Source organism: Streptomyces angustmyceticus (assembly GCF_040701845.1).
Classification (GTDB): domain Bacteria; phylum Actinomycetota; class Actinomycetes; order Streptomycetales; family Streptomycetaceae; genus Streptomyces; species Streptomyces angustmyceticus_A.
The window spans coordinates 480,377-506,062 of sequence record NZ_JBFBHQ010000006.1 but is presented as its reverse complement, the minus strand read 5'-3'; the positions used below and the strand labels follow the sequence as shown (position 1 = coordinate 506,062).

Here is a 25,686-nt window from a genome sequence, read left to right as displayed (position 1 = left end):
CCCGGCCCGAGTTGTTCCGAAGAGCGCCGGCGCGACTGATTCCGTGGATAGGTCCCCACAAGGTGTCCCTGCTGCCAGGGCCGAGGCCAACCCGAGATACTGGGCAGCTACCTACGGACGAAGCAAGGACCACAAGGGCTTAACTGAAGGTTCATTTGATGCGTAAGCTCTGTCCCTTATCGCGTTGCGGCGCAACCTGTAGTTACGGCTGGACGCGCCGACGGGCGCACCGGGATTAAGACATCGTTTCTTATGGTGTTGATGGTCGTCGAGCAGTGCATGGCGGATCTGGTTGAGCGGTTGGTGCCGGACGAGTTGTGGGTGCTCTTCAGGCGGGTGGTGCCTGCGACGGAGGTGAAGCGTTCCGCAGGGCGGAGGACGGCGCCGAGCAGGTGACCGCGAGGCGCTGGCGGCGATCGTGTTCGTCTCCACGTCGGGCTGCACCTGGAGGCAGCTCCCTCCTGTGTTCGGCCCGTGCTGGCAGACGGTCTACCGGCGTTTCGCCCAGTGGAGCCGAGACCGGGTCTGGGCCCGGCTCCACCGTGTCGTCCTCGGGGAAGTCGGGGCCAAGGGCGAGCTGGACTGGTCGCGATGCGCGATCGACTCCGTCAGCGTCAGGGCGGCAAAAGGGGGCCTTTGACGGAATCGAATCCGACCGACCGCGGCAAGTCGGGATCGAAAATCCACCTGGTCACGGACCGGAACGGACTGCCACTGTCCCTGGGTATCTCCGGCGCGAACATGCACTTGAGCCGCTCATCCGCGGCATTCCGCCCATCCGTTCCCGTCGTGGCCCACGCCGCCGCAGACCGGCGAAGCTACACGCCGACAAGGGCTACGACTACGACCACTTGCGTCGATGGCTCCGTAAGCGTGGCAAGGGCATCGAGTGCTCGCAGCGGCTCGGCCGTCACCGCTGGGTCGTCGAGCGGACCGTTTCCTGGCTCGCCGGCTGCCGCCGACTCCACCGCCGCTACGAGCGCAAAGCCGACCACTTCCTCGCCTTCGTGGGCATTGCCGCAGCCCTCATCTGCCACCGCCGCCTCACCAAATGAAACGACGTCTAAGGGTGCCGTCCGCGACTTCATACTCAGCTCACGTCACGGGCTTGTCGGCAATCAATCTCTTCAGATCTCGAAGAACGAGTACGTCGCGTGTGCCACCAACTCCAGATTGTGTGCCCCACCAGAGCGAACGCAACAGCCACTGCGATGAATCGAACAGCGTTCCAGGTATTTGTGACAATCAAACCTTGCCCACGCGACTCCCCAGCCAAGCGCATAGAGGTCTCGTAAAATGCTACGAGCGGAATAAGCAGCCGAAAGAAGAGGCCGCCGACGCCTGGCACTCGCGCGACGTTACCCAAGAGCCCAAGAGGCGCCCCGAATACAAACGCCAGCACTCCCCATGCCCCAATTTTAGAACCTGACCCCGAGGACCCGGGCTGCAACCCGTCCGAAGCAACGGCAAGAATCGAATCCTTAAATAGGTAGTAAGTAACCACCCCGATAGCCAGTCCAAGAGGCGCAAGAATGACGGATTCAATTTTGGATTGACGGAAATAGCCCACCAGAAATGCGTAACAGGCCCACGACCACCCGCCGGAGAAAATGACATCCACGACTACACTGGCGGGACTGTCCCATTTCCCAGCAAGAGGGCCTAGTAGGCCCAGCACCAAACCAACCCCGAGTGGCACTGTCAGCGACAAAGCGCGAGCGCCCGAAAAGCTTCCGATTTCTCTTCCCCGTCCAGTCTGAGCCCAAGCGGAGACAGTAGAGCCCTGGGTCCACACGGTTGCCCGTGGGGACCCAGGGTCGCACGCTAGTCGACCCCGCCTAGTAGGAATTCACCCCGTAACGCGGGGGGCACATTCAAGCGTTGTTGTAGTAGGCGTAGCAAGTGTACGCCAGGCCAATGGTTACATTGGCGTAGGAGACCTTGTTCTTCGGTACCCAGCCGCTTGAATAGTCGATGTTACGAACCCTCACTGTAGTCAGGTGGCCCGTATCTGCGATGTAGTTCGAATAGCACTTCTTCCCATTCGAACCCGCAGAATCCCACCCATAGCACCACGTGCCATGAGTAACTTCTTTGCAGGTATTTCCCAACGGCCGGGCAGCCGAATCGTTGATTTCGATCTTTACCACACCCCACTCAGAGGGGTTACCCAGCTCCGCGGGCGGCTTCACCCCGTCACCGCGTGTGTGGATTACGGGCCGCCCGGCCGTGAGGCCGTCGGTGGCTTCAATCCCGGTATTGTCAGTGGCGGTGACGCCCAGAAGGCTGTGCGCGGCTGCCGGGGTGGCAAAGCTGCAAACCGCGAGCACCATGCTCGCAAAGCCAAAAGTTATCGCTCTTCCTATTTTCCTCACGATATCCCCCTGTTCGACCCCCGTGCGAGGTCTCGGGAGGATCCTCTATGAAGGAATGGTGGCGGTCAATCAGATTAAACTGCATTGGCTGGTTCGTGGACCCGACTTGGTACGCACTGTCCATCTTTTACCCGAATTTAGCGCATTGATTTCACCCTTTCCCTCCAGTAGGCGCTGTGACAGGTGGCCTGATCTTTGCGCACCGATTCAAAGGCAGTGGATCCTGTTAATCCGTTTATCGGCGGCCGGACCCATGCAAGGCGGTTGGTGGAAAGAATGACTCCTTGCCTAAGTGCGACGCCTGGGCCATATCGTCCTGCGCAGCAACGACCTCGACACGCTCGGCGCATTCGCCGCCGACTACGACCCCGTCGGCGCCCGCACCTTCGCCTGCCTGCTCTACGCACTCAGAAAATGGGAGGCAGCGCTGTACTGGTGGCAGTTCGCAGCAGGCGCCGGCAACGAACTCGCACCTGCTGGCACGGCACCACGCCGCAGTCGGCCCCTGGCCCGACGCGCGACTCTGGCGCGCGACGGCCCGGATGATGCGATTCGCACTCGATCAGCATCTGCCGGCCCCGGTCCGCGGATCCTCCGACTTCGCCGAAGGCTTCGCCAGCTCCATCGAACACAACCTGCAGACCTTCGTCGAGCGCAATCACATACCACGCGCCCTCGTCGCGCACTGACACCCGGAGCTGTTCGGCGGGCGCTCGGCTCACCGAACAGCGCGGTGGGACGGTACGCGTACTGGCAGAGCAGCGTCACCGCATCTCGTTGAGGGAGAGAAAGCTCGGCATGACGACTTGACGAGCACCGGCCGGGCCGCAGCACTGGCGCAAAGTCGGGACACGGCCTCCGACGGGGATCGTCGAATCTGCGCTGCCTGTCGTATCCGCTCGTACCGGTACCGCTTCCAGCCCGAATCCTCCATGTTCGAACGGTGCATCGGACTCGCATGGTGTTCCGGTTGCCGGATCTACACCGGCACCATGGTGCACGTCCCCCGGAAACGAGTCCTCGTCGACGCCCTCGCTTCGCTCCCCCGTAAGCAACAGGAACGACTTGCACGTTCGGATTCTCGGCTGCTCGAGTTCCTGGACCGCCACACCCGAGACAGCTGAAGTTAGCCGCCACCGGGCAGCGGAGCCGAAAAAGCGCCTCGCGGGCTCTATCCATCCTGTCCATCGTTACGAACGCGCCGGAGCGTCGCGGACGGATTGCTCCAGAGCGGCCATCAGGTCCACCGGTGGCTGCGGCTCCAGCGGCGGCGTGGCAGTGCGGCCTGCGGCGAGGGTGTCCACGAGGAGGTTCAGCGCCTGGGCGTAGTCGTCATGCAGCTCGCTGATGTCCACGCCCGCCATCTCGGTCATCAGCAGCTCGGCGATCTCCAGCTCCCGGTCGGTAGTCGGTGCGGGGCTGGACAGGTCGCCGGGGTCACGGATCTCCTCAGGCCAGTGCAGGGTGTGCAGCACCAGGATTCCGTTGCGCGGGCGCAGGTCGGACAGTCGCTCGCGTGACCGGAGCGCCACCTTGCAGTGACCAGGAGGTCGCTGAGGCGGTGCGCCGTTTTGAGGACGAGTCGGACGACCTGAACGGTCTGGGTCCGCAGAGGCCGGAGACGTCGGCGGTCATCCGCATCGAAGCCCCGTAGGCCGTTGCTGCCCTGGTGCAGGACCAGGCCAGCAACGGCGTGCGTCGGTCAACCGCAGTACAGCGGCCTTCGGGCTGTGCACGATCTTCGAGGCGTGCTGTCCGCACCACTGTCGGGCCGGCTCATCGCCGCCGACCCCGCCACAGGCGAGGAGTGCGAGCGACGTCCTCAAGGAGGCATTCCGGGCGCCACCCACGGTCACCGAGTACGGCCCCGTCCTCTCTCCGGACGACGTGATCGGCACCAAGGACCGCGCCTTCGCCGACCGTGGCGCGGTCCGCGACCTCATCGACGTCCACACCGCCACACGGCATCGCACCACCGCCGACCTTGAAAACCAGGGCCGTCGCCACGCCCGCTTCGAGGTCAGCTTGCACGACCGCCTCGCCGGCGCCGAGTGGTGGGACGATCAGGACTTCGCCGACTACGGACTGAGCCCTGAACAGGGAGCGGACCTGCGCACGTGGGCCCTGGCCTGGGCCGACAACCTGGCTACCCGGCTCCATGCCGGGGAAGACCCTGACGACAACTGACCTCGCTGCGCAGCGGCGAACCGAAAGCCGAGCCACCACGGTGCCAGGAGCGCTAGGGGTGGTGCCCACTACGTGCGCGCCGGGCATCACGCACGGATGCCTCCAGCGCGGCCATCTGGTCCACCGGCGGCTGCGACTCAGCCGGAGGCAGCGCCCTCCCGCCGGCTGCAAGCGTGTCCACCAGGACGTTCAGCGCCTGGGCGTAGTCGTCGTGGAGCTGGCTGATGTCGACGCCGGCCATCTCCTCCATCAGCAGTTCGGCGAGGGTCTGATCGGGCTGGGAGAGGACGCTGTGCCTCGCGGGATTTCCGCTGGCGGAGTGCCTGGACGGTGAGCCTCGGAGTCACGGGGTCCGGTTTCGTGCCTCACCGTCCGTGCCAGATGCATCAGGTGACCAGGCCGGCGCTGATCAGCCAGATGTGCTCGCAGGTCGAAGATGCCTTCTGCAATTCCCCGCGGGATTCCTGCGAGGCGTGGTAGAAGGTCCGCTCGATCATCCAGCACAGGGCACGTGCCATCGCTGACGCTTGTTTCGGTCCGGTGCCGGCCTGGATGCCGGCTCGTTCCAGGACGGCGGTGATGGCCGTGATGAACAAGTCAGCCGTGTGGCTCCACAACTCGCCGATCTCCGGCACGGTCAACGACAGGTCGATGGCCGTGCGCATGACCAGGCCGTGCTCGTTCCACAGCTCGACCGTGCGCCGCATGGCTGCTGCGATGGCCTGGCGCGGCTCGTCGGTTTGCGCAGTGGCCCGGGACCGCTCCCACAGGTGCTCGACGGTCCGGGCCACGAGTGCCGTGACCACTTCTTGTTTGGAGCCGAAGTAGAAGTACAGGGCGCCGCGTGTGATGCCGGCGCCCTGGGCGATGTCGCCGACTGTCATGGCGTCGTAGCCCTTCTGCGCCAGCAGAGCTTCGCAGGTGTCCAGAATGGTCCGCTCTCGGACATCGCCTTTGCGTTCGGTGGCGCGCCGGCTCCGCGCGGGGTGGTGGCTGGGCATCAGAGCTGATCGCCCTCGGCGAAGTCGGTCGTACGGGAGAGGGGCTCCCATGCGCGGATGTCCTCGTCCACGGCCGTGCGCGCGGCGGTGACCAGTCGCAGCGCGTCCGAGCCCAGGACAAGATGAGCCGGCGGCTGGTCGACTGATGCGATGTGGACCACGGCGTCCCCGGCCTTGGCCGGATTGCCCAACTGGTTCCCGCTGGCCTTCTGCCGCGCTTCCCGGATGGGGGTGAACAGCTCGTCGTAGTCGTCGATGGACTGCGCGGCGCGTGTCATGGACCGTCCGGCCCAGTCGGTGCGGAAGGAGCCGGGCTCGATCGCCGTCACATGGATCCCGAACTGTGCGACCTCCTTGCCCAGCGCCTCGAGGATGCCTTCCAGGGCGAACTTGCTACCGCAGTAGGCAGACATACCGGGCACGGCCATGAGCCCGCCCATGGAGGTGACGGCCATCAGGTGTCCGCGACGGCGCCGGCGCATGTGGGGCAGGGCTGCCTGCAGCGTGGCCACGGCCCCGAATACGTTGACCTCGAACTGCCGCCGCACCTCGGCCAGCGGGGTTTCCTCGAAGGTGCCCTCCAGGCCGTAGCCGGCGTTGGCGACGACGACGTCCAACGGACCGACGCTCTGCTCCACCTCCGCGACCACACCCGAGACGGCGTCGTCGTCAGTCACATCCAGGATGCGGCCGTGAGCGTACCCGGGTTTCAGCCCGTCGAAGGCCCGCAGGTCCTCCTCGGAGCGGACCGTTCCCACGACGGTGTGCCCGGCGGCCAGGGCGGCCTGGGCGAAGGCACGGCCCAGGCCCGTGCTGACGCCAGTGACGAGCCACTTCTGCTGCTGCACTGTTCCTCCAGAAAGGTCCCACGAGAAGCTGGACTGCCCCCTCGCCCAGAAAGTCTACACTGCGTCGAGTCTAATCGACATGGTGTTGATTCTGTTGCCCCGACGGCACCATGCTCGGCCAAGGTCAATCCAGCCCCTCACCACCCCGCTCGCTCCGGCGGAGACGATGACGCTGTGGGTGGAGTGATCACGGCATCGGTGCCGTTCTGGATAGGCCCTTTACGGGGTTGAGCCCGCGCTGCTTCGGCAAATCGCCAGCCGCAGTACGACGTGAGCAAGCCTCAGATCGACCGCGGCGGCCGGCCCTGGAGTCTGTCGCTGGACGATCGCGCCCTGCTGGTCACGGCGTACCGGCGCACAAACCTGACCATGCGCCAGCTGGCACCGCTGTTCGGGAACTCCACGTCGGCCGCAGACCGCATCATTGACCACATCGGTCCGCTGCTGGCACTGCGGCAGCAGAGCCGCTTCCACAGGGACACCGCCCTCATCGTCGACGGCACTCTGGTGCCCACCCACGACCACTCAGTGGCCGAGCAGTCGAAGAACTCTCGATACTCCACGACCCACGAGATGACTTCCTATGCCCGTCGTGCGCCGTCCACCGACAGCGCGATCCCGGTGATGTACGAGGCGGCGTCCGAGCAGAGCCAGACCGCGGCCGCGGCCGCCTCTTGCGGCGTCGCCATCCGGCCCAGCGGTGTCATCGCCTCCTGCATCGCGATCAGGTCGGTGCCGGCCGCGACCCGTTCGAACCCGGGCGTGCGGGTCGGGCCGGGGCAGACCGCGTTGACGCGAATACCGCGCGGCGCGTAATCCACCGCGGCGACCTTCGTCAGGCCGACCACACCGTGCTTGGCGGCGACGTAGGCAGGGGCGGTGGGGATCGCGTACAGACCACCGTTGGACGCGACGTTGACGATCGCGCCTCCGCCGCGGCTTTCCAGAGCGGGCAGCTCGTACTTCATGCACAGGAAGGTCCCGCCCATGTTGACGTGGGTCACCCGCTCGAACTCCCCCAGGCTCATCTGGTCCAGCTGCCGGTGGTGGGAGTCCAGGCCGGCGTTGTTCACGGCGAAGTCGAGACCGCCGTAAGCCTCGACCGTGCGCTCTACGGCCGTGCGCACCGCGTCCTCGTCGACGATGTCTACGCGCACTGCCAACGCCTTCCCGCCGTCCTTCCGGATCATCTCGGCGGTCGCGGCCGCAGTGGCCTCGTCGATGTCGGTGACGGTGACGCCGGCGCCCTGGCGGGCCAGTTCGATTGCCGCCGAACGGCCGATTCCGCTGCCGGCGCCCGTCACGAGTCCGGCCTTTCCGGTGAAGTTGCTCATGATGATCCCCCAATGGATGCTCTGCCTGGCGTTGTCCGACCCGCTCGGCGATCTGACCAGGGTTTCCGCGGTGGCCGACGGCGAAGACCCGGCTTGTGTGTGTGGGGGGGGGCGCGCCAAAGGCGGTGGTTTTGTTTCTCCGTTGCGCGTGCGTGCCGGCCGTCACGGCTCTCCGCGCCCCTGCGGTCGCGAGCGTCCCCGGCCCGCGTTCGGGGGGGGTGCCGGGCTGTCGGGCCGGTGGTCAGGCGAGGGGCACGACGATGCCGTTTCCCTGCTTGCCTGACTCCGCCTCGTCCAGCAGCAGCGTTGCCAGCGTGATCCGGGAGATCCGGGGCGGCAGCAGCGGGCGGCGCAGGTCTGCCAGGGGCACGACGCGGCGGGTGGAGCTGAGGGGCCCGTCGGTGACGTCCGGGGCGTGGAAGACCGTGGCGCCGGCCTTCAGCGCGATCTCGTCGGCCTCGGCCTTCTCCCGCAGCTCGGATCCGACGAACATCCGCATCACGCCCGTGTAGATGAGTCCTCCCGACCGGCTGGAGACACCCGATCCCAGGGCCCCCAGCCACACGGTGCGGACGTCCGCTGCGGCCAGCCGCCTGGCGCCGGCGGTCAGTGCGCCTGGGCCGTCGCCCTTGCTGATGCCGATGGCCGAGACCACCACGTCCACGTCGCTCAGGGAGGGAAAGCTGTTCGGGTCGGTGACGTCCGCCTGCCGGTTCTCCGCCTGCCGGGACGCCGGCACGGTCGCCCGGGCCGGTGTGCGGACCAGGGCCACGACCTCGTGACCGCGATCCAGCGCCAGGTCGACGAGTGTGCCGCCGGTGCGGCCCGAAGCTCCGAGTATGGCGATGCGCATGATCTTCCACTTCCTGACTGAACAAGTGTTGGTGAGCTGAGTAAACAACCGTTGGTTAGCGGTGTCAAGGCGCGGACCGAGGTAAGGTGAACGTGTGTTGTTTATCTGTTCACCCAGGTAGGAAGGGGGGCGAAGGTGCCGTCTCAGGAGCCGTCCGTTCCCCGCCGCCGCAATCCGCGGGGGCAGGGGGAGGTACTCAAAGCCCAGCTCGTCGACGCGACAGCCAAGCTGCTGGCCACGCTCGACCAGCCCGAGACGCTTACCCTGCGCCAGGTCGCACGCGAGGTCGGAGTGGCACCGGCCAGCATCTACAGCCACTTCACCGACCTCAGCGCACTGATCCAGCACGTCCTACGGCTGCGCTACCAGGAACTGGCCCGGCTGATGGACGAGGCCGCACAAGTCGCCGGCCCCGCCCCCCTGGCCGACCTCACCGCGCGGTGCGCCGCCTACGTGCACTGGGGTGTCAGCCAACCCGGCCACTACCGCACCCTCTTCGGCGGCCGCATGCCCGCCGACCTGGTGCCCGGCTCGGCCCACGGCGCCGGCGCCGAACCGCTCACCGCCGTCGTGACCTCCCTCGCGGCCGCTGCCGTCCCGGAACGCAAGCAGCCCACGGCGGAACGACAAGCACAGGCCGGCCTCATGCTCTGGACCGCCCTGCACGGGCTCGTCAGTCTTTACAACGACCACGGCATGATGCCCTGGCCACCCCTGAACGATCTGATCACCGACGTGGTCTGCCTGCACACCGGCCGGCCGGCGGCCGAGACCGCGAGCCTCCTGAGACAGCACGAAGGACGATTCGGGCCGCCTACCCGCGCAGCTCACAAAGACCGCGACACCGCCCTGCTCGACCCCTCCCCGCCCGCCGGCAACGAACACGGCGTGACGCCGGAGGCAGGTTGAGCGCCAGCGCGTTTCATGGACCCGCGCCCTGCTTGATGAGCACACCCGTGGGGGCCGGGCACAGACACACCACCGATTCCCCGGGATCCGGGAGTTGGCCCAACGAGTGTTCCGCCGCCGGTACGGCCCGGCGACTCCGGTGCGGCTTCCGGGATGGCGACCGAACGGGCGGACCTCGAGCACGATGGCGATCCGGATGTCCGACGGGTAGAGGCTGCGCAGACAGCGGCAGAACTGAAGGAACCTCGTCCGGTTCTTCTTCGGTTTGATGTGGCCGTAGAGCTTGTCCTGGGCCAGGTCGTAGGCGGCGAACAGGTGCCGGGGCCCGTGCGGCCGGGTGTAGGTCGCCCGCCGACGGGACCTCGGCTCCCGGTCGGGGTCCTTGTGCCGTCCGCCGCGCTCGGCCCATTGCCGTCCAGGATGGGACTGGAGGTTGAGCGGGCCGAACTCGTCCAGGAATAAGACGACTTCGGGTTCGCCGTCCTCGGGTATGACCTCGCCGTCGGCGATCGCGTAGAGGTGCTCGACGCGGGCCTTCTTGGCGGCATGGTCCGGGTCGCGGGAGGCCGCTGGGTGCACGGCTGCGAACCGCTCGGCGACGGCCAGGACGGTGTCAGGCCCGAGAACTGGCGCCTGTTGCTCCAGCCGCACCTGCGCGGTGCGGGCGCCGCGGGACCGGCCGCCTCGTAGGTGGTGGGCGGGGGCTTGCCGAGGGGGTCAGATCCGCGAGTTGCGCATCGACTCCACACTGCGCCGGCCAGCGCCCGCGTCGCCCGGGGGACCGACAGCGCTTCGTGTTCGCGGTAGAGCTCCCAGCCGATGTGGCCCTGGATCAGCATGGCGCGGTAGTCCACGTGTTGGCTCTGGACAGGGAGGTTGGCTTGCCCCCCGCCCTCCCGGTCGTTGTTCCCGTAGCAGCTGGGTGCCCTGGGAAAATGGTGCCTTCGGCACCGCTCCGGAACACGCCCAACTCGGCGGTCGCCGCGGCGCCGGCTGCCTCCGGGTCGACGTCAGCGCCGCCCTCGGCCGTGGCCAGGAAGATCTGTACGGCCTCTCCGTGCTTCTCGTCAGGCGCACCCACAGCCGCCGCATTGCGGTTCGGCGAAGTCGAAGGGCACTCCACCAGCCTCGCCGCCGCCGAAGGGCCCGTCCGGGATCCAGATGGCGACGTGTCCTCGGTGAAAAGATCGAGACCGGGAGGCTCCAGCACGAACACAGCCTCTGCGACCTCCCGGCAGGACACCCAGTGGACAGCGGCGCCGCACTTCCGCTCTTTCACAGGGGGCACAACCGGTCGAGGGGCGCCACAACAGCCCTGTGTTCGCAGCGCACTTGACCCCCAACCGGCCGGGTGCCTCCATAACAACAGAGCCTATGGCGTGGCCGAGGCGCCGCTCGTCCACGCGGCGCGCAGCGCCTTCTTGTCCACCTTGCCGACCTTGGTCGTCGGCAGCTGGTCGAGCAGCACCGTCTTCCGGGGCGTGTACAGCTCTCCCAGCTCGGCGGTCACCGCCGCGCCGACCGACTCCGGGTCGATCTCGACACCCTCGGCCGTGGCAAGGAAGATCTGTACGGCCTCCCCGTACTCCTCGTCCGGCACGCCCAGCGCCGCCGCGTTGCGCACGCCGGGCAGCGTGAGCAGGAAGTCCTCCAGGACTCTGGAGTAGACGTTGTCGCTGGTGCTGCCGGTGACGATGATGTCCTTGGCCCGGTCGACGAGATAGAGGTAGCCCTCGGCGTCGAGGTAGCCCAGGTCGCCGGTGCGCAGCCAGCCGTCGTGCAGTGCCGCCGCGGTGCGCTCCGGGTCCTCGTAGTAGCCGAGCATCACCGCGTTGCCCCGGACACACACCTCGCCGACCTGCCGGACGGGCAGCGCCGCAGTGCTGTCCTCGGCACGGATCTCGATCTCGGTGTCGGATATGGCGCGACCGCAGCTGCGCCAGAGTTCGGGGCGCAGGGCACTCTCCGAGGCGAGCTCCTCCGCGCCGAACGCGGCGATGCCGAGCGCCTCCGACTGCCCGTAGCCCTGGCCGAGCACCGGCCCGAAGACCTCGACCGCCTGCTGCAGCCGGCTGGGCGAGGTGGCCGCGCCGCCCACGACGATCCGCCGCAGCGCGGGCAGGACGCCCGGCTTGCAGTCCGGGTGGTCGAGCACCGCGTACATCATGGGCGGCACGAACATGGTGGCGGTGATCCGCTCCTCGCGCAGCACCGTCAGCGCCGCGCCCGCTTCGAACTCGGGCAGCACGACCAGGGTGGACCCCGTCACCAGGGCCTGGATCGAGGTGAGATGGCCGCTGCCGTGCGTGAGCAGCGTGGCGGCGAGCACCCTGTCCGTGCTCGGGTCCATGGTCGGGAAGAACGCGGGGCCGGAGTCCTCCGCGGCGTCCGTCACCAGGTCGACCAGCGTGTCGTAGAGCCGGTGGGTGTGCGCGGCAAGCTTGGGGCGGCCCAGGGTTCCGCCGGTGTAGAGGACGGTGACGGCCTCGTCCGCTCCCGGGGCGGGCACACCGTCGGGGCGCGCGTCCGGGCACTCGGCCGCCAGGGCCAGCAGGTCCGCGCACCGCTGCTCACAAGGGCCGAGGCTGAGCAGTGCGGGTGCGTGGACGCTGCGGCCGGCCGCATCGGCGGCCCGTTCCGCGAAGAGCGGGTCGGTGACCACGGCGCGCGCCCGGGACTGCTCGACGAGCGCGGCGAGCTCGCCGGGCCCAGGCTCGGGCGGCAAGAAGACGACGCGGCAGCCGATGAGATGGACGGCGAGCTGAACGAGGACCGAGTCGACACGGTTGGCCAGAAAAAGCCCCACCCCGTCGCCGGGCACGAGCCCCTGCCCCCGCAGCGCATGCCCCAGCCTGAACAGCTGCCGCCGGGCTTCCCCTCTGGTCAGCCGCTGCGTCCCCTGGACGAGCGCCTCGGCGTCCTCGTCCTTGTTCCAGTGCTCCAGAATGCGGTCCACGTACGTCCGCGGCTCGGATATTTCCTGTGCGTTAACGATCACCGACACATGCAAACATGCCGCTCAGCGGCCTTGACCTCATGGGGGCCACCTTCGGCCATCGTCCGGCGGAGTATCATCCCCGCGAGGCAAATTCGGCATTCGCAGGTCAGTTGAGCGTCCCTTTACGGGCGATGCGCGGGGTGATGCCGCGCTCGGGGAGCCATCACCGCAGGTGGTCGAAGTCGTAGCCCTTGTCGGCGTGCAGCTTGGCCGGGCATCTGCGACGAGGCCGCGCCGGGACCTGATGGGCGGGATACCTCTCACGAGCGGCGCCAGGCCAAGACTGTCGTGCATGTGGGTGTCCACGGGCGCCCGCCACTGGCGTATCCCCGCCCCCTCGTTGCTCGTCGTCGAGGGCGTACTCATCTGACCGTTGCCCTGGATTCCGGATGCCCACGTCGCTCCGGAAATCATCTGTGTCGTCGCTCTGCTGCACGCGTCGGCCGAGGAGATCCCTGGGCGCGAACTGTGGGCAGTGTGGCGGCCGGTGACCGTCCTCGCACTCGGCCTGGTGCCGGCCGTCCGCGGGACGGTGGCCGGCCTCCATGCCCCACGTTGCTCGCGTCGGGTTCCCCGTCGGGTTGGGGCCCTTCAGAGCTTGGACCGTCAATGAGCCTCTGACTCAGATCACGTGGGTGCTGTGCCCTGGTCCTGCGCTGAAGGGCCCGCATTCTCGAAGCGGTGCAGGAGGGTCTTGAGGGCGGCCATCTCGGCGGCCAGTGCCGCGCGGCCGTGCTCGCTGATCTCCACCCAGGTGCGGGGGCGGTTGCGATGGTAGCCCTTGCTGATGTGCACCAGGCCCTGCTGTGCCAGAACGTCGAGATGACGTCCGAGATTGCCGTCCGTGAGCTTGAGCAGCCTTTTCAAGTAGCCGAAGTCGGCCTGCTGGGTCTCGTGGAGGACGGCGAGCAGCCCGAGCCGCGTTCGTTGATGGACGGCGTCGTCCAGTCCCGTGGTGGGGTGGTGGTCGGTCTCATCGTGTGTGGGGCTCATGTAACGGCCCGCTCCCGACGGAGCGCCACCAGGCCGGCTGCCAGCATCGACAGGCCCAACAGAGCACGCACCAGGACCGGCACCCAGTCAATGGTGCCGTCATAGAAAGGGGCCGGCGGGGTCGGTGTGACCTTCTCCGCGAGCTCGTTGAGCCATCTGCCCAAGATGTACTCCGCCTCCATCCATGTGGCCACCCCGAACACGGCTGCGCAGGCGGCGAGGTAGCCGTTGCGCTGGAGCAGCGCCAGGGCGAGAAGCCCCAGGGCGACCGCACCCATTGGCCAAATGCCCCATTCCGACTGGCCATTCGGCGTGATCAGGGAGAGTGCAAGGTTCACCAGTGGGAGCAGGGCAATGAATATCGCACTCTTCTCGTAACCGCCGCGGCCCGAGCCGATACCGGTCCTGGCACGCCTCTTGCGATACCAGAAGGCGATGGCGACAAAGGCCAGCGGGTTGACCAGCAGCGAGTAGAGCTGTTCGGCGGGGGCCGAGCCATAGGTGAACGGTGCGCTCAGCAAGACGGTCGCCCCGATGATGATGAGGGGGACGGAAGAGGCGCGACGGTCGGCGCGCGCACGTCTTTGCAGTTGCTCGGTCTGGGCGAGTACGCCCTGCATGCTGACGGCTTCCATCTGGTTCTCCCGTGGTCGTTCTCCAGGACATAGAACTCTCCAGTGCAGAGCATTCGGTCGTCAAGAGTCACGTCACGGACGTGACGGCGAGGGTGACGTGTCGGTGCCATCCGCGCGTGCAGCCGGGGGTGACGGGGCAGCCCTTGGGCCAGAGCCGTGCGGGTACGGCGTCTCGCCGGGGTTGGCCTGCCACCGCGCGCGGGGCAACGAGCCGCGGGGGCGAGCGCCGTTTCCGCGGGCTCCCAGCGGAGGGATGCGCCCGTCCGGAACGTGAGCACCACGGCCGAGATTCACTTTTGCCGCAGGCCCCAAGGGCTGGCCCAAGGGCTGCCCCGAGGGCGGCGGTAGTGCCGCCCTCGGGGCTCGATCGGGTATCAACGGCGGGCTTCGATCTTCAGATCGCCGCGGGTCAGCGTGCGGGCGAAGTCGCTGGCGAGCAGGTCGTGCGGGACGCCGGAGCCGATCTCGCCGGCCTCGTCGAGGCGGGCCAGTTGGGACGCGGTGAAGTCGACCTCCAGGGCGCCCAGGTTGTCCTCCAGCTGCGCGGCGGTGCGGGCGCCGATGATCGGTGCCGTCACGCCCGGGTTCTGCAGGGTCCAGGCCAGCCCGATCTGGGCAGATGTGCGGCCCAACTCCGTGGCGACCTCCTTGACGACGTCCACGGTGGCGAAGTTACGCTCGGTGAGCTTGCCGTTGGTGATGGTGACACTCCTGCGGGTGCCGTCGTTGACGTCGGCATTCGTCGCGGTCAGGTCGTCGCGGCTGTACTTGCCGGTGAGCACCCCGCCGGCCAGCGGTGAGTACGGCATCACCCCCAGCCCCATCTCGCGTGCCATGGGGATCAAGTCACGTTCCCCGGTACGCTCGATCAGGCTGTATTCGATCTGCAGCGCGACCAGCGGCGACCAGCCGCGCAGGTCGGCGATCGCCTGCATGCGTGACACCTGCCAGGCCGGGACGTTGGACATCGCCACGTACAAGACCTTGCCCTGCCGGACCAGATCGTCCATGGCGCGCAGGATCTCCTCGACCGGCGTCGTGAAATCCCACACGTGCAGGTAGAGCAGATCGATGTAGTCCGTATTCAGCTGTCGCAGACTGGCGTCCACCGACGCGAACAGGCTCTTGCGGTGACTGCCCCCGGAATTCGGGTCGCCGGGCCGGCGCAGCGTCGTGTATTTCGTCGCCAGCACCAGGCTTTCGCGGTGGTCGCGGGTGAATTCGCCCAGCAGTCGCTCGGAGCTGCCGTTCGTATAGGTGTTGGCGGTGTCGATGAAGTTGCCGCCGCGCTCGACGTAGAGGTCGAACAGCCTGCGCGCCTCATCCTGCTCGGCGCCCCAGCCCCACTCGGTGCCGAAGGTCGCCGCCCCCAGCGCCAGCGGTGAGACCCGCAGCCCGGAGCGGCCCAGCAGCCGATAGGTGTCGAGGGTGAGCGACATCGTGTCCTCCCGTGCTTGTGATCCGTTGTCGGCAACAAGCCTGTGACCGTCGCCATCCGGAGGTGAGGGAGAGAAGTTCCTGGGAACACCAGTCCCATCCTGGCTGTTGGACCGCACATGACGACCCGCACCGTGGACCCGACACAGGAACTGGCCGCGTTCCTGCGGACCCGGCGCGAACGCCTGGACCCGCAGGATTTCGACTTGCCCTCGCGCCGACAGGCCCGCCGGACCCCGGGATTGCGCCGCGAAGAGGTCGCCGAACTGGCCGGGGTCAGCACCGACTACATCGTGCGGCTGGAACAGGGCCGCGGGCTGCGGCCCTCAGCGAACGTGGTGGAGGCGCTGGCCGGGGCGCTGCGCCTGTCCCCCGACGAACGCGCCTACCTCTTCAACCTGACCCAGCAGCGCCCCCGCAGCGTCGACAGGCCCGCCACCACGGCAGCGCCGCCACTGGCCCGGCTGGTCACCGACCTGTCGCCGCTGCCGGCCATGCTGATGAACCACCGCTTCGACATCCTGGCCTGGAACGGCGACATGGCGAAGCTGCTGCTGGACTTCGACACCCTGCCGCCGTCGCAGCGCAATGCGATGTGGCTGTGCCTGATGCATCCGGAGATACGCGATTTCTATGTCGACCGCGAACGCGTCGTGCGGGAGGGGGTCGCCCACCTGCGCGCTGCGTGGGCCGCCCATCCGGAGGATCGGGCGTTGAGCGACCTCATCGCCGAAGTCACCACTCATGACGGGGAATTCGCGCGATGGTGGGCCGAACGAGACATCAGGGTCAACGGCCGCGGACGCAAGGCACTGCGGCATCCTGACGTCGGTGCGATCGCCGTGCATTTCGAAGTGCTCATGCCACTTCAAGATACGGACCAGCGGTTGATGATCTGCCGCGCCGCGGACGATGAGAGCCGGGCGGCATTGGACCGGTTGTGCACGCGGTGACGTCGAACCGTCCGTTCGCGCACTGAGCCGAACCGTCAGTCCGGCGTTTCTGAGAGAGCGCACCGAACGCCCGTCATCATGGCGGGGTATCGCTCTCCGTGGTGTGGTCCCAGCAGGAGCTTGCACGGAGAGCCCCGGACCGACAGCAAGGTTGGCCCGACGCACCGCGTGAACCACAGGCCGCTGCCCTGCGGAGGTGTGAAGCTCGCCCATGACCAGCACTCCACAGACGGCCTGCCTGGCCCTGCAGGGCGCACAGGCAAGCTTGACCACCATCCGTCGTCGCTTTCGTAGGCGGGCTGTTGGCCGACCCGTCCTGGTGAGCCGGGCAGGCCTTGGCCTGGGAGCAAGCGCGGCCACCTGTTCCGCCCGGGCCGCCTCCTGCGCATCCACCGCATCCGACTTGCCCCGCCAGGCGGACGTGGCCGCCCAGGCCCCGCACCGCGGGGCGCTCGCGCCTGGAATCTCCCCGGATGCCGGACGGCCGACGACGGCGGAAGCCAGCGGCTCTTCGTCCTGCGCGGCCAGGTGCCTGACGACGCCGATCACCGCCTGCCGCCCCCGGCGCCGCAGACGCCGGGAGCCGAGGGCGGGCAGTGAGATCAGTGCGACCCTGTGCTCAGGGTCGACCTCGGTGCTGACCGGATTGCGCTCCGCCCTGCTCGGCAGGTCGGTGAGGAAGACGCCGATGTCCCAGTCGCCGGCCTCCAGACGGGTGTCGGCGATTTCGGCCACGTCGGACACGTCGACCGGCTCGTCCGCCACCAGGGGCGCCGTCACAGTGTCCGCCCGCCAGCGGATGCCCCTGGCGATGCGGCGGGTCAGATCCTCCGGCAGGCGGGGGCGAGGTCCCGGGCGATCTCGGAGGACACGCCCGGGCCTGCGACCAGGACGAGCCGCAGGTTCCTGCCGTTCGTGTCCGCGTCGGGCCGCCTCAGACACAACTCATCCTGCCGCCAGGTAGGCCTCGGCGATGTCGCGCCTCGTCCCTTCCTCCAGGCTGCCACCATAGGGAGGGCCCGCCCGTTCACCCGTTCGGCAGCACGCCGCGCCTGCGGGCCGGGGCACCCTTAGGGTGCTGACTGTGCGACCCATTCTCCCGAAGATCGAGGGCGGCCGGGTACAGGGCCTCCTGCAATTCATCGAGGACGGCATCCACCTCGTCGTCGCGACGCTCCTCGTACTGCTCGCGGGGCTCCTGACCGTCGGGGTCGTCCACGACATCATCAGGTCGATCCAGGGGCCGTACCGCGAGGATACGGTCGTTCTCTCCGCCCTGGACAACGGCCTTGTGCTGTTCATCGTGGCCGAGCTGCTCCACACCGTCCGCCTGACCATCAGGAACCAGACCCTCGACGCGGAGCCGTTCCTCGTCGTCGGCCTGATCGCCGGCATCCGCAAGGTGCTCATCGTGACGGCCGAGGCGGAGAAGTCCTTCCGGTGGAACGTCGAGGGGATCGAACTGCTGATCCTGGCGGGGCTGATCCTCGTGATGGCGGCAGCGGCGTACGTGTGGCGGCGCTCGACGCGGCCGGGAGACTACTTCCCGCTCCAGGAGGCGGGGCGCTCCCCCTCGCCGGCGCCGTCATCCAGCCCGGTGCGCGGGTCCTGATCCGTCACCTTCCGCCTTTACGGCCGCCCGCACCCGCTGCTCCTCGCGAGCAGAGCCGAGGTCCCGTTCCAGGGGTGTGCGGCTCACGGCCGTCGCGAGGTATTCCAAGGCCCGTTTCTGCAGTTCCGCCCCGCACCACCGGGCTCCGGTCCCCGGCGGCTGCGTCCTCCCACGCGTGGAGCGCTCCCTCCACGCGCCCCCAGTCCGGATTCCTGTGCCGGCGCACGTCGACTGCCGCCTGCGCGGTGTCCGCCTCCAGGGCCTCGGCGAACCGCGCCGCCTCGGGGACGAGACGGCTGTCGGCCCGCGGGGCGTGGCTCTCCATGAGCATCGCCGCCCGGCCGAACCCCTTGAGCGCCCTCCCTTCGCGGAACTCCGCCGGAAAGCTCTCCAGTGATGACTCGCGAACGCGCAGGGCACGCAGCCCGGAATAGCTCAGGACCACGTTCGGCCAGGCCCGCTCCGGGGTCCCACCAGTTGCCCGCTGTGGCCACCTGGGGTGCCAGGCGCCGCAGCATGCGGCGGCCGTCCGCCGGGTCGTCGATGCGTAGCAGGAAGTAGGGCCGGTGTAGAGCGAGGACCGTTGCCGCAGCACCGTGCCCTGGATGTCCGCCAGGTCCAGAACCTGCGCCTGGTGCGTCCTCCACGTCACACCCGTCCAGCGCGGTGGGCGTGCAGGACCCCGGAGACTCTCCGAAGCTGGATCAGGCGGTTACCTCTCACCGAAATGGAGACATCATGAGCATTGCCGTTGTGCCACGGCCCGGCATGGGTGGGTGCATCCGGCAAATGAACGAGTGAGTTTCACGTGACGCTCGGGCTTGCGCTCAAGAAACCTCACCCCAAGGTCCCACGGCGTCATGGCGAGGGCGGAAAGTCCCGCCTGACCGTGATCCAGGGGCTGGCCGCCCTCTCACTGGACGCCCTCAGCTCGGTCGCGTACGGCCCGGAGGCCATCGTCGTCGTGCTGGTGGCCGCCGGTTCGGGCGCGCTCACGGCGATGCTGCCGATCACCCTGGTCATCGCCGGGTTGCTGGCCGTCCTGGTCGTCTCCTACCGTCAGGTGATCGCTGTGCACCCGGACGGCGGTGGAGCCTACGCGGTGGCGAAGAAGGATTTGGGCAGAGCGGTCAGTCTGATGGCCGCGGCCAGCCTCATCATCGACTACGTCCTCACCGTCGCCGTCAGTCTCGCCGCCGGCGCCGCGAGCCTCGCATCGGCGTTTCCCGCGCTTTCCGATCATCTCCTGGCCGTATGCCTGATCGCGCTGTTCCTCCTCACCGTCGTCAATCTGCGCGGCATCGCGGACAGCGCGCGGGTGCTGATGCTGCCCACCGTGCTGTTCATCGTCAGCGTGATCGGTGTCATCGTCGTGGGGCTGTTCCGGGCCCATCCCGCAGCCACGGTCGGAACGTCCCAGTCCTTCCCCGCCGTCGAGGCGCTGGGCATGCTCCTGGTGCTCAAGGCGTTCTCCGCGGGATGCTCGGCGCTGACCGGGGTGGAGGCCATCGCCAACGCCGTTCCGATGTTCCGCCAACCACGCGTCAAGCGGGCGCAACACACCGAGCTGATGCTGGGGTTGCTGCTGGGCGCCATGCTCATCGGGCTGTCGTTGCTGATCCGCCGCCATCACGTGGTGCCACGCGGCGGTGTGACGCTGCTGGCCCAGCTGACCGCCGGCGCCTTCGGGACCGGCTGGGCCTACTACGCCATCAGCCTCATCGTCACTCTCGTGCTGGGCATCGCCGCGAACACCAGCTTCGGCGGCCTTCCGGTTCTGATGAGCGTCCTCGCCAAGGACGACCGTCTCCCCCATCTGTTCGCCCTCCGCTCGGAGCGGCCCGTCCACCGCTGGGGCGTCGTGGCCCTGGCGGTGCTGGCCGGCGTCATGCTGGTCGTCGTCAGTGCCGACACCCAGCGCCTGATCCCGCTCTTTGCCATCGGCGTCTTCGTCGGCTTCACCATCAGCCAGATCGGCCTCGTCCGGCACTGGAGCATGCAACGCCCCGACGGCTGGTTGTACCGGGCGTTGATCAACGGCGTCGGGGCTGTGCTGACCGCCGTCGCCGGAATCGTCCTGCTCGCCACCAAGTTCCTCGCCGGTGCCTGGATCGTCGTCCTCACCGTGCCGCTGCTGATGCAGCTGTTCTCCCGGATCGAGCGCTATTACACGCGCGCTCGCGACCAACTCGGATTGGACGGCACCCCGCCACGCCCCACACGAACCCACAGTCTGGTCATCGTCCCCCTGGGCAGGGTCGACATGGTCGCCGCCGCCGCCCTCAACGCCGCGTCCTCACTGGGCGATGAGGTCGTCGTGGTCGCCGTCTTCGACGACCGGACGCAAGCAGACGCCATGCGCGCCGACTGGGCGCGATGGAACCCCGGCCCACGGCTCGACATCATCGACAGCCCTCAGCACTCCCTGGTCCATCCAGTCATCGGCTACGTCGAGCAGGTCGCCCGCAACGGCCGGCAGGTCGCCGTACTCATCCCCCAGGTGGAGCCCCTGCACGGCCGCTACCGGATTCTCCAGAACCAACGGGGCATTCTCATGGCCGGCCTGCTGAGTGCCCGCACCGACGTAGTCGTATGCCTGCTCAAACTCCAGTTGGACCTGTGACCCCGTCACTCACGTGACGGCGCCCCCAGTGACACACCATCAGTTCTGTCATCACGGAGGGCCATTGATTCCCCGAACCTGCCACGCGTGGCGCCTCTCGCCCCGCCGAACTCGGAGGTCAGGGCTCTAGCGGGGCCCCACGCTCCGTTGTAGTAAGCGGTGTGCCACAGCCGCCGGTCGGTGCCCGCGAGCAGAAGGTGGAGCTCTCCTTCGTGGAAGGCGAGTGCCGCAGCGGCGAGGTCTTGAAGGCCCTGGTATGGATCAGGCCGGGCTGGCGGCGGTCCAGCTGCTGCCGGTGTACCAGTTGTAGTGCATCGCGTCGTCGCCGCCGACGTGACGAGTACCCCTCGGGCAGCGGGCATTCGGTGACCGACGCAGTGACGAGGGCGGAGGCGCCGGAAGCAGCCCTATGCCGCCCTGTGCGCAGTGCTGCACGCGCTCCGGGAGCTTGTCGGTTGAGGGGGTCGCGCACTTTGGTGCTGAGCTTCCGACGCTGATACGCGGCAGCTGCTACGACGGCTGGAGGTCGTCAGAAACGCCCGTGAAGATGGACAGGGAGGAGTTCCTCACACGGGTGCGGCAGAGTTCCCCACAGGATCGAGGGGAGCACCGAACAGCTGGTGCAGACCGTCCTACAGGTCCTCAAGGGCCATATCGACGACGGGGAGTAGGCGGGCTTCAAGGCACGTATGCCCACGTCGCTGTCTGCCGTGCTGCGGTAGCCACACCTGCGCGGCCGCCGCTCGCAAATCCGCGCGGGGGCGGGTGGCTCTGGCCCCCGGAGGGGTGACCTGTGCAATCCGGGCAGGGCCGGCTACAGGAGCAGGTCGAAGATGGCGGTCGCGCCCTCCCAGTGCTTGGTCTGGGGGTTTTTGACGTCGGGGTACATGATCTTGAAGGTTTCGGCGAGTGCCACGCTCAGCCCGCCGATGATCTCCGGGTACCGGGCCTCGGTCTCCTCACTGGGTGCCCGGTCGAGCAAGGGGTGCGCGGCCAACTGCTCGAGGACCGGCTTGAGCTCGACCTCCTCGTCCAGCCGCCGGAACTGGTGAATGCTCTCCTGAAGCCCCTTGGTGATCGGTAGATCCCACAGTTCGACGATGTCCCGGTCGTTCGCCTTGGCCGCGGCCTGGGCGACGAGCAGGAGGTCGTAGAGCTTGCCGTCGACGAAGTCGCTGTACCGCTTCAGATCGTTCTTGTCCACGTCGAGACTTGCGGCGGAACGGAAGAACCTTTCGAACCTGGACACGCCCATCACGGTCATGCCTTTCGCCTCCTCGCCCTCGGTGACTGCCCCACACCGGCGACTGTCCGCCCACCGGCGCGCAATGCCCAGTTCCAGGATTCCAGACACCTCCGGGGCACGCCTGCGCATGCCAGGCCGAAGCCGTGGCGCTTATTTCACCTGACAGGCCAAGCGATCGGAACGTTCCCGGAATTGGCCGTGAGAGCCGCCCGTCGGCGGCGTAGAATGGCGTAAACAAGAGGACGCGAAGCGTTACCTCGCCGTATGAGCCATGGACGCTCCAAACCGGCGGATCATCCGCCGCGGATACACGGGTACGCAGGCAGGCAACCGAGCGTTATCCCCTCCCCCGCTGAGCGTCATTCCCGGAGGCTTTCCCGCAGACCCGTGGCACGGCAACGCGTGGGAGGTGTGAACCTCGTGGTGGTGAAGTTGAACGCACGCGCCTTTGATCACGCGAAGAAGCTGGTCAAGGAACGGCAGGTGGTACTCGACGACCGGGACGAGTGGAGCGAACACCATCCCTCGGCCGAGGAGGAGAACCGCTACCTGGAGCAGCACGGCTTCGCCGAATACCGGAAGTGGTACCTCGGCGAAGACGACGAACAGAACGAAGAGAACAAAGGCCGGTACAAGTCCCCCTATGGCGACTTCGAAAAAGTGCACCGCTGCGGAGTCCTCTCCGCGGAGTCACGTGCATTGGCACAGGGCGGTGCGGGGACGGCAGGCGGGGCGTGAGTCTGGCTCAGGAAAGTTCTTCCAGCATTCCGTGCACATGAGCCACAGCAAGCTCTATGACGGTGTGCTTGTATTGCCCGGCGCACCAGCCAGCGGGTCCGCGCCACCATCGCCCCCACCTTCTCAACGCCCGCGAGCCGTTACCCCTCAACGACCCGCAGCAATGGCCGGCGAGCGCGCTACTGCGGTGACGACTTCTTCGCCAAGTGTCCGCACCGGCCGGCCTGCGCACGCTGCCCGTTCTACGTCCACCCGCGGCCAACTGCTAGCCGTCAAGAACCGCATCGACCACATGCTCGAGCAGTTCGACCTCACCGACGACGAACGCGAAGCCTCGAAGGAGACCGCGAAGCGGTCACCGCTCTCGTCGAACGCCTCGCGGACACCACACCCGCCGGACCGACCCCGCGAGAACTCGGAACGACGGACGGCTTCTGCTCCCACTCGCCCAGGCGGACACTCAGCTGGCCGCCCGGCTCCCGAAACCCGAGCGCAGCCGCCACACGTCGGGATGCCGCGGGGCCGGCGCCCGTGACGCGGCACCTGGACCGGCCTCGTCTGGTGGCCGGTGTTCCGGCCGGACTCCTCGGTTCGCTCCCGGGCGGCACCGCGTGGTAGCTCACGTGGACGGGTGCACGGTGTGGCTGACGGCGGACGGCCCCGACCTGGCCCTAAGCTCGGCGCCGTGAGGTGGCTGCGGGCGCTGGGGCTGATCGTGCGCTCCGGGCTGACGATTGAGAGGACCCGGCTCGAGCCGCTGGTCGCACTGCGCGCCGCGGCCGGAGTGGCGACCGTGATCGGGCTCGCACTGTGGCTCGTCTCCCCGGCCTATGCCACGTCCGCCGCGTTCGGAGCCTTCTCGGCCGGCACCGCCACGTTCCAGCGGAGTTGGCGCCCGCGCAAGGTACTTGCACTGGCCGCCGGCGCGGGCCTGGCACTCAGCACCTTCCTGGGATATCTGGCGGGATCGCACCCCGTGCCGTTCCTCCTGCTGCTCGCCGTGTGGTCCTTCGGCGCCGGAATGGCCTGGGCCGCGGGCTCGACCGCCGGGATCGTCGCGACCACCACGATCGGCATCATGCTGGTGACCATCACCCTGCCGACCACCGTGATGCAGGCACTGGAGCACGCCGCGGTGATCGCCTTCGGCGGTGTGGTGCAAGCGACGCTGATCCTGCTGTTCCCGATCCGCCGCTGGGGAGCGCACCGGGATGCGCTCGCCTACGCCCTCGCCGCCGTGGCCGACTACGCCCGGCGGCTGCGGCACGACCCGGTGGCCCCCTTCGCCCCGGAACCGATGATGACGGCCCGCGACGCCGCTGCGGTCACGCCGTGGCAGGCGCGCCGGCGGCCCGCCGCCTTGCACGGCCCCCGCGGCCTGGCCGAGCGCATCCGCCCGGTCCTCGCCTCCCTCGCCGACCCCCGGGTCGGCGCTCCGGCGGAGGGTCCGGAACGCGACCGGACGCGGGAACTCCTCAAGGCGGCAGGCGAGGTGCTGGACGCCGCTGCCCACTCGATCCGCCGCGGTACCCCGGTCCGGGTGCCCTCCGAAGCCATGGAGGTCCTCCGGGGCGGGGAGGAGGAGGTGCTGCGGGGGCCTGCGCAGCTGGCAGCGGTGCGGCTGTTCGATCTGCTGCGCGAGGTAGTGGAGACCGCGGACAGCGGAGACACCCACGCGGCGAACGCCCCGGCACTGGTGCGTCCGACCATGTTCCGGATGGTGCCGGTCGTGCTGCGTGCGATGCGCCGCGAGTTCACCTGGGACTCGGCTGTTCTCCGGCACGCTGTACGCCTCGCCGGGGTGGCTTGCCTCGGCTACCTGCTCGGCAATGCGCTTCCACTGGGCCACGGCTACTGGGTGCCGATCACCTCCGTCATGGTGCTGCGGCCCGACTTCCACCAGACCTACTCCCGTGCTGTGGCCCGGTTCGCCGGCACTCTCGTCGGCGTCGGACTGGCCACCGGAGTGGTGCAGTTGGCACACCCGGGCGCATATCTGTCCGGCGGGCTGGCCGTGGTCTCGGCCGGGGTGATGTACCTGCTGATGCGCACCGGGTACGCGGTCTCGCAGTCCTTCGCCGCAGCGTATGTCGTCTTCCTGCTCGGGATGGGGGGCCAGGAGTGGCACCAGACGGTGCGGGACCGAGTGCTGCTGACCCTGCTCGGCGGTGCGCTCGCGATGCTGGCCTATGTGGTCTTCCCGGCCTGGGAGACCCCGCGACTGCTGGACCGTCTCGCGGACTGGCTCGCCGCGAACGGGCGGTACGCGGCGGCGGTGGTCGGCAGCTACGCGGATCCCGGCAGCGGGCATCGCGCGGAAGTGCGGCAGGCACTGCTTGCCGCCCGTAAGAAGGAGGCCGCGTGGGACGAGGCTTTCGAGCGGGCCAAGCACGAGCCGGTGAAGCATCGTGGACTGACCCGCAGTGCGGCCCAGGACGCGTATGAGGCGCTCAAGTCGATGGGGCGGGCGGCGATGCTTCTGGAGGCCCACCTGCCGGGACGAGGGGTGCGGCCCGTCCCGGAAGCCGCACTGTTCGCGGCGGCCCTGCGAGCGGACACCGCGCGTGCGGCCCGGGACGTACGCGAGCGGCGGGCCCCGGGATGGGAGCGGGTGGCGGCGGCGCTCGACGCCTGGGAGGGCGCCGACGGCGGTGATGACCCCGTGGTGCGACGGGGCGCGGAACTTTTGCTGGGGGCCCTGGAGGAGCTGACGGCCGCGCTGGGCACGACACCGCTGGAACGGGATGTCGAGCCGGTCCGGGAGGCGCGGGAGGACCGACAGGAGCGACCGGCACCGGAGGAAGAGGCGGCAGATGCGGAAGAGGAACTCCGGCGGGGGCGCGGTGACGGCTCGGCTCCGCCGCCCAAGGACGTCGGATAGGCAGCGGCGCGTTCCGTGCGGCAAGCGGGGTTTCGTGCCGGAACCGGACGGCGGGATGTACGC

At 68.3% G+C, this 25,686-nt stretch carries 21 protein-coding genes and 6 pseudogenes; 12 read left to right on the top strand and 15 right to left on the bottom strand.

The features are described from left to right. Nucleotides 1–279 precede the first annotated feature (279 nt). Nucleotides 280–1,055: pseudogene (locus AB0411_RS17820) on the top strand (IS5 family transposase). A gap of 819 nt (nucleotides 1,056–1,874) precedes the next feature. Here the strand turns inward: AB0411_RS17820 and AB0411_RS17815 are convergent. After that, a complete protein-coding gene (locus AB0411_RS17815; protein ID WP_366418217.1) occupies nucleotides 1,875–2,333 on the bottom strand; it encodes a hypothetical protein in 459 nt (152 codons plus the stop codon). 587 nt (nucleotides 2,334–2,920) lie between these two features. On the opposite strand from AB0411_RS17815, the gene AB0411_RS17810 reads away from it, so the two are divergent. Further along, the gene (locus AB0411_RS17810) at nucleotides 2,921–3,064 is read left to right on the top strand and encodes a hypothetical protein (RefSeq protein WP_366418216.1); all 144 of its coding nucleotides are present in this window, start codon (nucleotides 2,921–2,923) and stop codon (nucleotides 3,062–3,064) included. A gap of 501 nt (nucleotides 3,065–3,565) precedes the next feature. On the opposite strand, the gene AB0411_RS17805 is transcribed toward AB0411_RS17810, so the two are convergent. After that, nucleotides 3,566–3,907 (bottom strand): hypothetical protein, encoded by a 342-nt coding sequence (locus AB0411_RS17805; RefSeq protein ID WP_366418215.1) that lies wholly within the window; start codon nucleotides 3,905–3,907, stop codon nucleotides 3,566–3,568. Between the two features lie 219 nt (nucleotides 3,908–4,126). On the opposite strand from AB0411_RS17805, the pseudogene AB0411_RS17800 reads away from it, so the two are divergent. Continuing rightward, nucleotides 4,127–4,562, top strand: a pseudogene (locus AB0411_RS17800) (nucleotidyl transferase AbiEii/AbiGii toxin family protein); the annotation flags it as partial. A 52-nt stretch (nucleotides 4,563–4,614) separates the two neighbouring features. Here the strand turns inward: AB0411_RS17800 and AB0411_RS17795 are convergent. From AB0411_RS17795 to AB0411_RS17785, 3 genes are all read right to left on the bottom strand, one after another. Then, nucleotides 4,615–4,803, bottom strand: a complete 189-nt coding sequence (locus tag AB0411_RS17795) for a hypothetical protein (RefSeq protein ID WP_366418214.1) — start codon at nucleotides 4,801–4,803, stop codon at nucleotides 4,615–4,617. Nucleotides 4,804–4,948: 145 nt separating this feature from the next. Then, entirely contained in the window at nucleotides 4,949–5,563 is a 615-nt protein-coding gene (locus AB0411_RS17790; protein ID WP_366418213.1) for a TetR/AcrR family transcriptional regulator, read from the bottom strand. Next, nucleotides 5,563–6,411: an oxidoreductase gene (locus AB0411_RS17785; RefSeq protein ID WP_366418212.1), complete on the bottom strand. Its 849-nt coding sequence runs from the start codon at nucleotides 6,409–6,411 to the stop codon at nucleotides 5,563–5,565. Before AB0411_RS17785 ends, AB0411_RS17790 begins: the two co-directional genes overlap by 1 nt. 174 nt (nucleotides 6,412–6,585) lie before the next feature. Between AB0411_RS17785 and AB0411_RS17780 the strand changes: the two are divergent. After that, a pseudogene (locus tag AB0411_RS17780) lies at nucleotides 6,586–6,987 on the top strand (helix-turn-helix domain-containing protein); the annotation flags it as partial. A 5-nt stretch (nucleotides 6,988–6,992) separates the two neighbouring features. Here the strand turns inward: AB0411_RS17780 and AB0411_RS17775 are convergent. Both AB0411_RS17775 and AB0411_RS17770 read right to left on the bottom strand, forming a co-directional pair. Further along, on the bottom strand, nucleotides 6,993–7,745 hold the full coding sequence (locus tag AB0411_RS17775; RefSeq protein WP_366418211.1) for an SDR family NAD(P)-dependent oxidoreductase: 753 nt from the start codon (nucleotides 7,743–7,745) through the stop codon (nucleotides 6,993–6,995). 241 nt (nucleotides 7,746–7,986) lie between these two features. Then, nucleotides 7,987–8,598 (bottom strand): NAD(P)-dependent oxidoreductase, encoded by a 612-nt coding sequence (locus AB0411_RS17770; RefSeq protein ID WP_366418210.1) that lies wholly within the window; start codon nucleotides 8,596–8,598, stop codon nucleotides 7,987–7,989. 135 nt (nucleotides 8,599–8,733) lie between these two features. Between AB0411_RS17770 and AB0411_RS17765 the strand changes: the two genes are divergently transcribed. Continuing rightward, a complete protein-coding gene (locus AB0411_RS17765) occupies nucleotides 8,734–9,507 on the top strand; it encodes a TetR/AcrR family transcriptional regulator (protein WP_366418209.1) in 774 nt (257 codons plus the stop codon). 174 nt (nucleotides 9,508–9,681) lie between these two features. On the opposite strand, the pseudogene AB0411_RS17760 reads toward AB0411_RS17765, so the two are convergent. Next, nucleotides 9,682–10,071, bottom strand: a pseudogene (locus AB0411_RS17760) (IS630 family transposase); the annotation flags it as partial. Between AB0411_RS17760 and AB0411_RS17755 the strand changes: the two are divergent. After that, complete coding sequence (locus AB0411_RS17755) at nucleotides 10,027–10,197, top strand: hypothetical protein (RefSeq protein WP_366418208.1); 171 nt, start codon at nucleotides 10,027–10,029, stop codon at nucleotides 10,195–10,197. The pseudogene AB0411_RS17760 and the gene AB0411_RS17755 overlap by 45 nt on opposite strands. 682 nt (nucleotides 10,198–10,879) lie before the next feature. Here the strand turns inward: AB0411_RS17755 and AB0411_RS17745 are convergent. From AB0411_RS17745 to AB0411_RS17725, 5 genes and pseudogenes are all read right to left on the bottom strand, one after another. After that, nucleotides 10,880–12,505 carry a class I adenylate-forming enzyme family protein gene (locus tag AB0411_RS17745; RefSeq protein ID WP_366418207.1) on the bottom strand — a complete coding sequence of 542 codons (1,626 nt, stop codon included), beginning with the start codon at nucleotides 12,503–12,505 and terminating at the stop codon, nucleotides 10,880–10,882. Nucleotides 12,506–12,671: 166 nt separating this feature from the next. After that, nucleotides 12,672–12,796 (bottom strand): annotated as a pseudogene (locus AB0411_RS17740) (IS5/IS1182 family transposase); the annotation flags it as partial. Nucleotides 12,797–13,132: 336 nt separating this feature from the next. Then, nucleotides 13,133–13,498: a transcriptional regulator gene (locus AB0411_RS17735; protein WP_366418206.1), complete on the bottom strand. Its 366-nt coding sequence runs from the start codon at nucleotides 13,496–13,498 to the stop codon at nucleotides 13,133–13,135. After that, nucleotides 13,495–14,133 (bottom strand): hypothetical protein, encoded by a 639-nt coding sequence (locus AB0411_RS17730; RefSeq protein WP_366418205.1) that lies wholly within the window; start codon nucleotides 14,131–14,133, stop codon nucleotides 13,495–13,497. The genes AB0411_RS17735 and AB0411_RS17730 overlap by 4 nt, the downstream gene beginning before the upstream one ends. 374 nt (nucleotides 14,134–14,507) lie before the next feature. Further along, nucleotides 14,508–15,572, bottom strand: a complete 1,065-nt coding sequence (locus tag AB0411_RS17725) for an aldo/keto reductase (protein ID WP_366418204.1) — start codon at nucleotides 15,570–15,572, stop codon at nucleotides 14,508–14,510. 117 nt (nucleotides 15,573–15,689) lie between these two features. Here AB0411_RS17725 and AB0411_RS17720 point away from each other — a divergent pair, with 117 nt between their 5' ends. Continuing rightward, nucleotides 15,690–16,523, top strand: coding sequence for a helix-turn-helix domain-containing protein (locus AB0411_RS17720; RefSeq protein ID WP_366418203.1), 834 nt, complete (start codon nucleotides 15,690–15,692; stop codon nucleotides 16,521–16,523). A gap of 1,084 nt (nucleotides 16,524–17,607) precedes the next feature. Next, nucleotides 17,608–18,135 (top strand): phosphate-starvation-inducible PsiE family protein, encoded by a 528-nt coding sequence (locus AB0411_RS17715; RefSeq protein WP_366418202.1) that lies wholly within the window; start codon nucleotides 17,608–17,610, stop codon nucleotides 18,133–18,135. Here the strand turns inward: AB0411_RS17715 and AB0411_RS17710 are convergent. After that, nucleotides 18,109–18,496, bottom strand: a pseudogene (locus tag AB0411_RS17710) (FUSC family protein); the annotation flags it as partial. The gene AB0411_RS17715 and the pseudogene AB0411_RS17710 overlap by 27 nt on opposite strands. A 447-nt stretch (nucleotides 18,497–18,943) precedes the next feature. Here AB0411_RS17710 and AB0411_RS17705 point away from each other — a divergent pair. Then, the gene (locus AB0411_RS17705; protein WP_366418201.1) at nucleotides 18,944–20,758 is read left to right on the top strand and encodes an APC family permease; all 1,815 of its coding nucleotides are present in this window, start codon (nucleotides 18,944–18,946) and stop codon (nucleotides 20,756–20,758) included. Nucleotides 20,759–21,167: 409 nt separating this feature from the next. After that, complete coding sequence (locus AB0411_RS17700; RefSeq protein ID WP_366418200.1) at nucleotides 21,168–21,548, top strand: DUF2267 domain-containing protein; 381 nt, start codon at nucleotides 21,168–21,170, stop codon at nucleotides 21,546–21,548. A gap of 24 nt (nucleotides 21,549–21,572) precedes the next feature. Here the strand turns inward: AB0411_RS17700 and AB0411_RS17695 are convergent, their stop codons facing one another. Beyond that, complete coding sequence (locus AB0411_RS17695; RefSeq protein WP_366418199.1) at nucleotides 21,573–22,022, bottom strand: DUF1931 family protein; 450 nt, start codon at nucleotides 22,020–22,022, stop codon at nucleotides 21,573–21,575. A gap of 393 nt (nucleotides 22,023–22,415) precedes the next feature. On the opposite strand from AB0411_RS17695, the gene AB0411_RS17690 reads away from it, so the two are divergent. Together AB0411_RS17690 and AB0411_RS17685 are read left to right on the top strand one after the other, a co-directional pair. Continuing rightward, on the top strand, nucleotides 22,416–22,742 hold the full coding sequence (locus AB0411_RS17690) for a hypothetical protein (RefSeq protein WP_366418198.1): 327 nt from the start codon (nucleotides 22,416–22,418) through the stop codon (nucleotides 22,740–22,742). Nucleotides 22,743–23,427: 685 nt separating this feature from the next. After that, nucleotides 23,428–25,623 carry an FUSC family protein gene (locus AB0411_RS17685; protein WP_366418197.1) on the top strand — a complete coding sequence of 732 codons (2,196 nt, stop codon included), beginning with the start codon at nucleotides 23,428–23,430 and terminating at the stop codon, nucleotides 25,621–25,623. The last annotated feature ends 63 nt before the right edge of the window (nucleotides 25,624–25,686 follow it).

Coding starts and splice junctions, on each gene's coding strand:
- AB0411_RS17815 (WP_366418217.1), bottom strand. CDS start 2,333: ATGGTGCTCGCGGTTTGCAGCTTTGCCACCCCGGCAGCCGCGCACAGC.
- AB0411_RS17810 (WP_366418216.1), top strand. CDS start 2,921: ATGCGATTCGCACTCGATCAGCATCTGCCGGCCCCGGTCCGCGGATCC.
- AB0411_RS17795 (WP_366418214.1), bottom strand. CDS start 4,803: ATGGCCGGCGTCGACATCAGCCAGCTCCACGACGACTACGCCCAGGCG.
- AB0411_RS17790 (WP_366418213.1), bottom strand. CDS start 5,563: ATGCCCAGCCACCACCCCGCGCGGAGCCGGCGCGCCACCGAACGCAAA.
- AB0411_RS17775 (WP_366418211.1), bottom strand. CDS start 7,745: ATGAGCAACTTCACCGGAAAGGCCGGACTCGTGACGGGCGCCGGCAGC.
- AB0411_RS17770 (WP_366418210.1), bottom strand. CDS start 8,598: ATGCGCATCGCCATACTCGGAGCTTCGGGCCGCACCGGCGGCACACTC.
- AB0411_RS17735 (WP_366418206.1), bottom strand. CDS start 13,498: ATGAGCCCCACACACGATGAGACCGACCACCACCCCACCACGGGACTG.
- AB0411_RS17730 (WP_366418205.1), bottom strand. CDS start 14,133: ATGGAAGCCGTCAGCATGCAGGGCGTACTCGCCCAGACCGAGCAACTG.
- AB0411_RS17725 (WP_366418204.1), bottom strand. CDS start 15,572: ATGTCGCTCACCCTCGACACCTATCGGCTGCTGGGCCGCTCCGGGCTG.
- AB0411_RS17720 (WP_366418203.1), top strand. CDS start 15,690: ATGACGACCCGCACCGTGGACCCGACACAGGAACTGGCCGCGTTCCTG.
- AB0411_RS17700 (WP_366418200.1), top strand. CDS start 21,168: ATGCCGCCCTGTGCGCAGTGCTGCACGCGCTCCGGGAGCTTGTCGGTT.
- AB0411_RS17695 (WP_366418199.1), bottom strand. CDS start 22,022: ATGACCGTGATGGGCGTGTCCAGGTTCGAAAGGTTCTTCCGTTCCGCC.